The 4,365-nt window shown below is 74.2% G+C and carries 4 protein-coding genes and 1 pseudogene; 3 read left to right on the top strand and 2 right to left on the bottom strand.

Features of this window, described 5'->3' with window-relative positions; translation table 11 throughout:
- Both Q4D18_RS08640 and Q4D18_RS08635 read left to right on the top strand, forming a co-directional pair.
- Positions 1-479 (top strand): annotated as a pseudogene (locus tag Q4D18_RS08640) (hydrolase); the annotation flags it as partial.
- Entirely contained in the window at positions 476-1,549 is a 1,074-nt protein-coding gene (locus tag Q4D18_RS08635) for an NAD(P)-dependent oxidoreductase (RefSeq protein WP_303127369.1), read from the top strand. The pseudogene Q4D18_RS08640 and the gene Q4D18_RS08635, both read left to right, overlap by 4 nt.
- 47 nt (positions 1,550-1,596) lie before the next feature.
- Here the strand turns inward: Q4D18_RS08635 and Q4D18_RS08630 are convergent, their stop codons facing one another.
- Positions 1,597-3,702 carry a type IIA DNA topoisomerase subunit B gene (locus tag Q4D18_RS08630; protein WP_303127367.1) on the bottom strand — a complete coding sequence of 702 codons (2,106 nt, stop codon included), beginning with the start codon at positions 3,700-3,702 and terminating at the stop codon, positions 1,597-1,599.
- A gap of 243 nt (positions 3,703-3,945) precedes the next feature.
- Here Q4D18_RS08630 and Q4D18_RS08625 point away from each other — a divergent pair, with 243 nt between their 5' ends.
- Positions 3,946-4,170, top strand: a complete 225-nt coding sequence (locus tag Q4D18_RS08625) for a hypothetical protein (protein WP_303127365.1) — start codon at positions 3,946-3,948, stop codon at positions 4,168-4,170.
- Positions 4,171-4,245: 75 nt separating this feature from the next.
- On the opposite strand, the gene Q4D18_RS08620 is transcribed toward Q4D18_RS08625, so the two are convergent.
- Positions 4,246-4,365: sigma factor-like helix-turn-helix DNA-binding protein (locus tag Q4D18_RS08620; RefSeq protein WP_288756475.1), on the bottom strand; the 120-nt coding region annotated here is incomplete at its 5' end.

The raw sequence follows: 4,365 nt of genomic DNA, 5'->3' as shown, positions 1-4,365 counted from the left end.
TGGTCCGCCGCGACGGGCGCGTGTGGCACCGCACCGCGGACGTGGGCCACTTCGACGACGAGGGCCGCGTGTGGATCGAGGGCCGCCTGCAGCACGTGATCACCACCCCGGACGGACCGCTCGCCCCGGGCGGCCCCGAGCGCATCGTGGACGCCCTCGGCCCCGTGCGCCGCAGCGCCGTCGTGGGCACGGGCCCCGCCGGGACCCAGGCGGTCGTCGTCGTGGTGGAGGCCGCCGTGCCGGCCACCCGTCCGGCCCGCCGCGCCGGCCACCACCGGGACGGCCGACCGAAGCAGGGGCTGGCCCCCACCGCACTGGCCTCCTCCGTGCGCGCCGCGCTGGACCCGCTGCCGGTGGCCGCGGTGCTCGTGGCGGACGCGATCCCCACGGACATCCGCCACAACTCGAAGATCGACCGTCCGCGCGTGGCTCGCTGGGCCACGGACGTGCTGGCCGGCGGATCGGTGGGCGGGCTGTGACCGGCCTCGGGATCGAGATCCACGTCGACGACGACGGCCTGCCGCAGCTCGTGGAGCGGGTGGTCAGTCGCCGTGCCCTCGTGACAGGGGCGTCCGGGCTGCTGGGGGCGGGCACCGCCCGTGTGCTGGCCGAGTCCGGCACGGAGGTGACGACGCTCCAGCGTCGGCCCTCGGGCGTGCCGGGCGTGCGGGACGTCCTGGGCTCCGTGACGGACCCCGCGGCCGTGGAGGACGCCCTCGAGGGCGTGGACACGGTGGTGCACGTGGCCGCGAAGGTCTCGGTGTCCGGGCCGGAGGCGGATTTCCGCGCAGTCAACGTGGAGGGCACACGGATCCTCGTGCACGCCGCGCGACGCCGGGGGGTGCGCCGGTTCGTCCACGTCTCCTCCCCCTCCGTCGCCCACGCCGGCTCCTCGATCGTCGGCGAGGGCGCCAGCCCCGCCGACCCCGAGCGCGCCCGCGGGCCGTACGCGCGGACCAAGGCCGCCGGCGAGCTGATCGCGCTCGAGGCGGACTCCGAGGACTTCCGCGTGCTGGTCCTGCGCCCCCATCTGATGTGGGGCCCGGGAGACCTGCAGCTCACGGACCGGATCGTCCAGCGCTCGCGTGAGGGCCGCATGCCGCTGCTGGGCACGGGCGCGCCCCTGGTCGACACGCTCTACACGGGCAACGCGGTCGAGGCGGTGGTGGCCGCCGTCGCCGCGGTGGACCACACCCACGGCGAGGCGCTCGTGGTGACCAACGGGGAGCCCCGCCCCGTGGGCGAGCTCGTGCGCGGCATCGCCCTGGCCGGCGGCGCCCCCGAGCCCGCGCGGACCGTGCCCGCGGGCCTGGCCCGCCGCGCCGGCGCCCTGATCGAGAGGGTCTGGGAGCGGGACCTGTTCCGGGTGCGCTCCTCCGGGATCGCGTCCGACGACGGCGAGCCGCCGCTGACCGAGTTCCTCGCGGAGCAGCTCTCCACGGCCCACTGGTTCGACCAGCGCCGCACGCGCGAGGTGCTCGACTGGTCCCCCACCGTCTCGATCGATGAGGGCCTGCATCGCCTGGCGGCGTACTACCGCGACCGCTGAGGACGCGGCCCCGTGCGACGACGGGGCTCCCCTTGGCCGTGGGCGGCTCAGGCGTCGATGCGCTCGCGGTCCAGCTCGTCCGCGTTCGAGACGATGAACTCCTTGCGGGGGGCCACCGAGGAGCCCATCAGCAGCTCGAAGACCTTCTCCGCGGACTCCACCTCGGAGATGGTCACGCGGCGGAGCATGCGGTGCCGGGGATCCATGGTGGTCTCGGCGAGCTGGTCCGCGTCCATCTCGCCCAGGCCCTTGTACCGCTGGATCGGCTCCTTGTAGGAGCGGCCCTCGGCCTCGAGGCGGGCCAGCGTGGTGCGCAGCTCCTGCTCGGAGTACGTGTAGATGACCTCCCGCTCCCTCTTCCCGCGGGTCACGGCCTCGATGCGGTGCAGCGGCGGCACGGCGGCGTACACCCGGCCGGCCTCCACCATGGGGCGCATGTACCGGAAGAAGAGGGTGAGCAGCAGGGTGCGGATGTGGGCGCCGTCGACGTCGGCGTCCGTCATCAGGATGACCTTGCCGTAGCGGGCGGCGTCCAGGTCGAAGCTGCGCCCGGCGCCGCCGCCGACCACCTGGATCAGCGCGGCGCACTCGGCGTTGGAGAGGATGTCCGAGACGGACGCCTTCTGCACGTTGAGGATCTTGCCGCGGATGGGCAGCAGCGCCTGGAAGTCCGAGGACCGCGCCAGCTTGGCGGTGCCCAGGGCGGAGTCGCCCTCGACGATGAACAGCTCGGAGGAGGCGACGTCGTCGATCCGGCAGTCGGCCAGCTTGGCGGGCATGGTGGAGGTCTCCAGCGCGTTCTTGCGGCGCTGGTTCTCCTTGTGGGTGCGCGCCGAGATGCGGGACTTCATCTCCGCCACGACTTTCTCCAGCAGCACCGCGACCTGCTGCTTCTGCGCGCGGGCCGTGGCGGTCAGCCGCGCCGTCAGCTCCTTCTCCACCACCTGGGACACGATGCGCCGCACGGCCGGGGTGCCCAGGATCTCCTTGGTCTGCCCCTCGAACTGCGGCTCGGCCAGGCGGACCGTCAGGACGGCGGTCATGCCGGCGAGGACGTCGTCCTTGTCCGGGCGGTCCGTGCCGGCCTTGAGGCGCCGGGCGCCGGCCTCCACCTGGGCGCGGAACACCTTGAGCAGCGCGGACTCGAAGCCGGACTGGTGGGTGCCGCCCTTGGGGGTGGCGATGATGTTCACGAACGGGCGCAGGACGGTCTCGTAGCCCACGTCCCACCGCAGGGCGACATCCACCTCGCACGTGCGCTTGACCTCCTGCATCTGCGTGCGGCCGTCCTCGCCCAGCACGGGCACCCGCTCGGTGAAGGTCCCCGAGCCCTGCAGCCGCCAGACGTCCGTGACGGGGGCGGCGGGGGTGAGGTGGTCCACGAACTCGGCGATGCCGCCGTCGTACTGGTAGACCTCCTCGGCGGGCCCGTCCGCCCCCGGTGTGCCGGGCAGGCGGCGCAGGTCCCGGACGGTGATGCGCAGGCCCGGGATGAGGTAGGCCGTCTGGCGGGCGCGGGCCTGCAGGTCCTCCGCGGAGAACCGGGCGTCCGGGGTGAAGATCTGCTCGTCCGCCCAGTAGCGCACCCGGGTGCCGGTCTGGCCGCGCTTGGCCTTGCCGACCACCTCGAGCGGCGCGGCCTCCTCGGCCGGGGTGAACGGGGCCTCCGGCGTGGGCCTCGAGCCGTCCTGGAACGAACCGGGCTCACCGCGCCGGAAGGACAGCCGGTGCACCTTGCCGCCGCGCATGACCTCCACGTCCAGGCGGGAGGAGAGGGCGTTGACCACGGAGGCGCCCACGCCGTGCAGGCCGCCGGAGGCCGCGTAGGAGCCGCCGCCGAACTTGCCGCCCGCGTGGAGCTTGGTGAACACCACCTCGACGCCGGTCAGCCCCGTCCGCGGCTCCACGTCCACGGGGATGCCGCGGCCGTTGTCCGCGACCTCCACGGAGCCGTCCGGGTGCAGGGTGACCTCGATGGACTGGCCGTGCCCGGCGAGGGCCTCGTCCACCGAGTTGTCGATGATCTCCCACAGGCAGTGCATGAGCCCGCGGGAGTCGGTGGAGCCGATGTACATGCCCGGGCGCTTGCGCACCGCCTCGAGGCCCTCCAGGACGGAGAGGTGGCGGGCGGAGTACTCGGAGGCGGCGGGCACGGCGGGCTGGTCCTTCCAGGGGGTGGCGGGCGTCCGACCAGACTACTCCGCGCCCCGGACACGACAGCGGGCCCCTCCGGCCTCGGAGAACGGGGCCGGGGCGCGCGTACGCGGGTGGCGAAACCGGGCCATGCCGGCCCCGCGGCGGGAAGCAGCGGTGCCATGCTGGCCGTTCCATGGGACACGAGGCGCAGGCCCTGCACGGGCCTGCCCCCCACCGACCCGAGAGACCAGGAGGACAGCATGTCCATCACCGCCGTGGCCGAACCGGCCGCCCTCACCCGTTCCGACCGCTGCGACCGCTGCGGGGCCCAGGCCTTCGTGCGCGCGGTCCTGCCCTCCGGCGGCGAGCTGCTGTTCTGCGGTCACCACGCCCGCGCCGTGGAGGACGCGCTGCGCCCCCAGGCGAGCGTGTGGCAGGACCAGACCGAGGACCTGCACGCCCGCCCGGAGCCGGCCGACGACTGACCGGCCCCCACGCACGACGACGGCCCGTCGCCTCCCGGAAGGAGGCGGCGGGCCGTCGTCGTGGGCCGTCCGGGCTCAGTCCAGGTAGTCGCGCAGGACCTGGGAGCGGGACGGGTGGCGCAGCTTGGACATGGTCTTGGACTCGATCTGGCGGATGCGCTCACGGGTGACCCCGTAGACCTTGCCGATCTCGTC

It is taken from the genome of Micrococcus sp., from assembly GCF_030523875.1.
Classification (GTDB): domain Bacteria; phylum Actinomycetota; class Actinomycetes; order Actinomycetales; family Micrococcaceae; genus Micrococcus.
The sequence above is the reverse complement of the archived record's forward strand: the minus strand, read 5'-3'. Positions and strand labels throughout refer to the sequence as shown.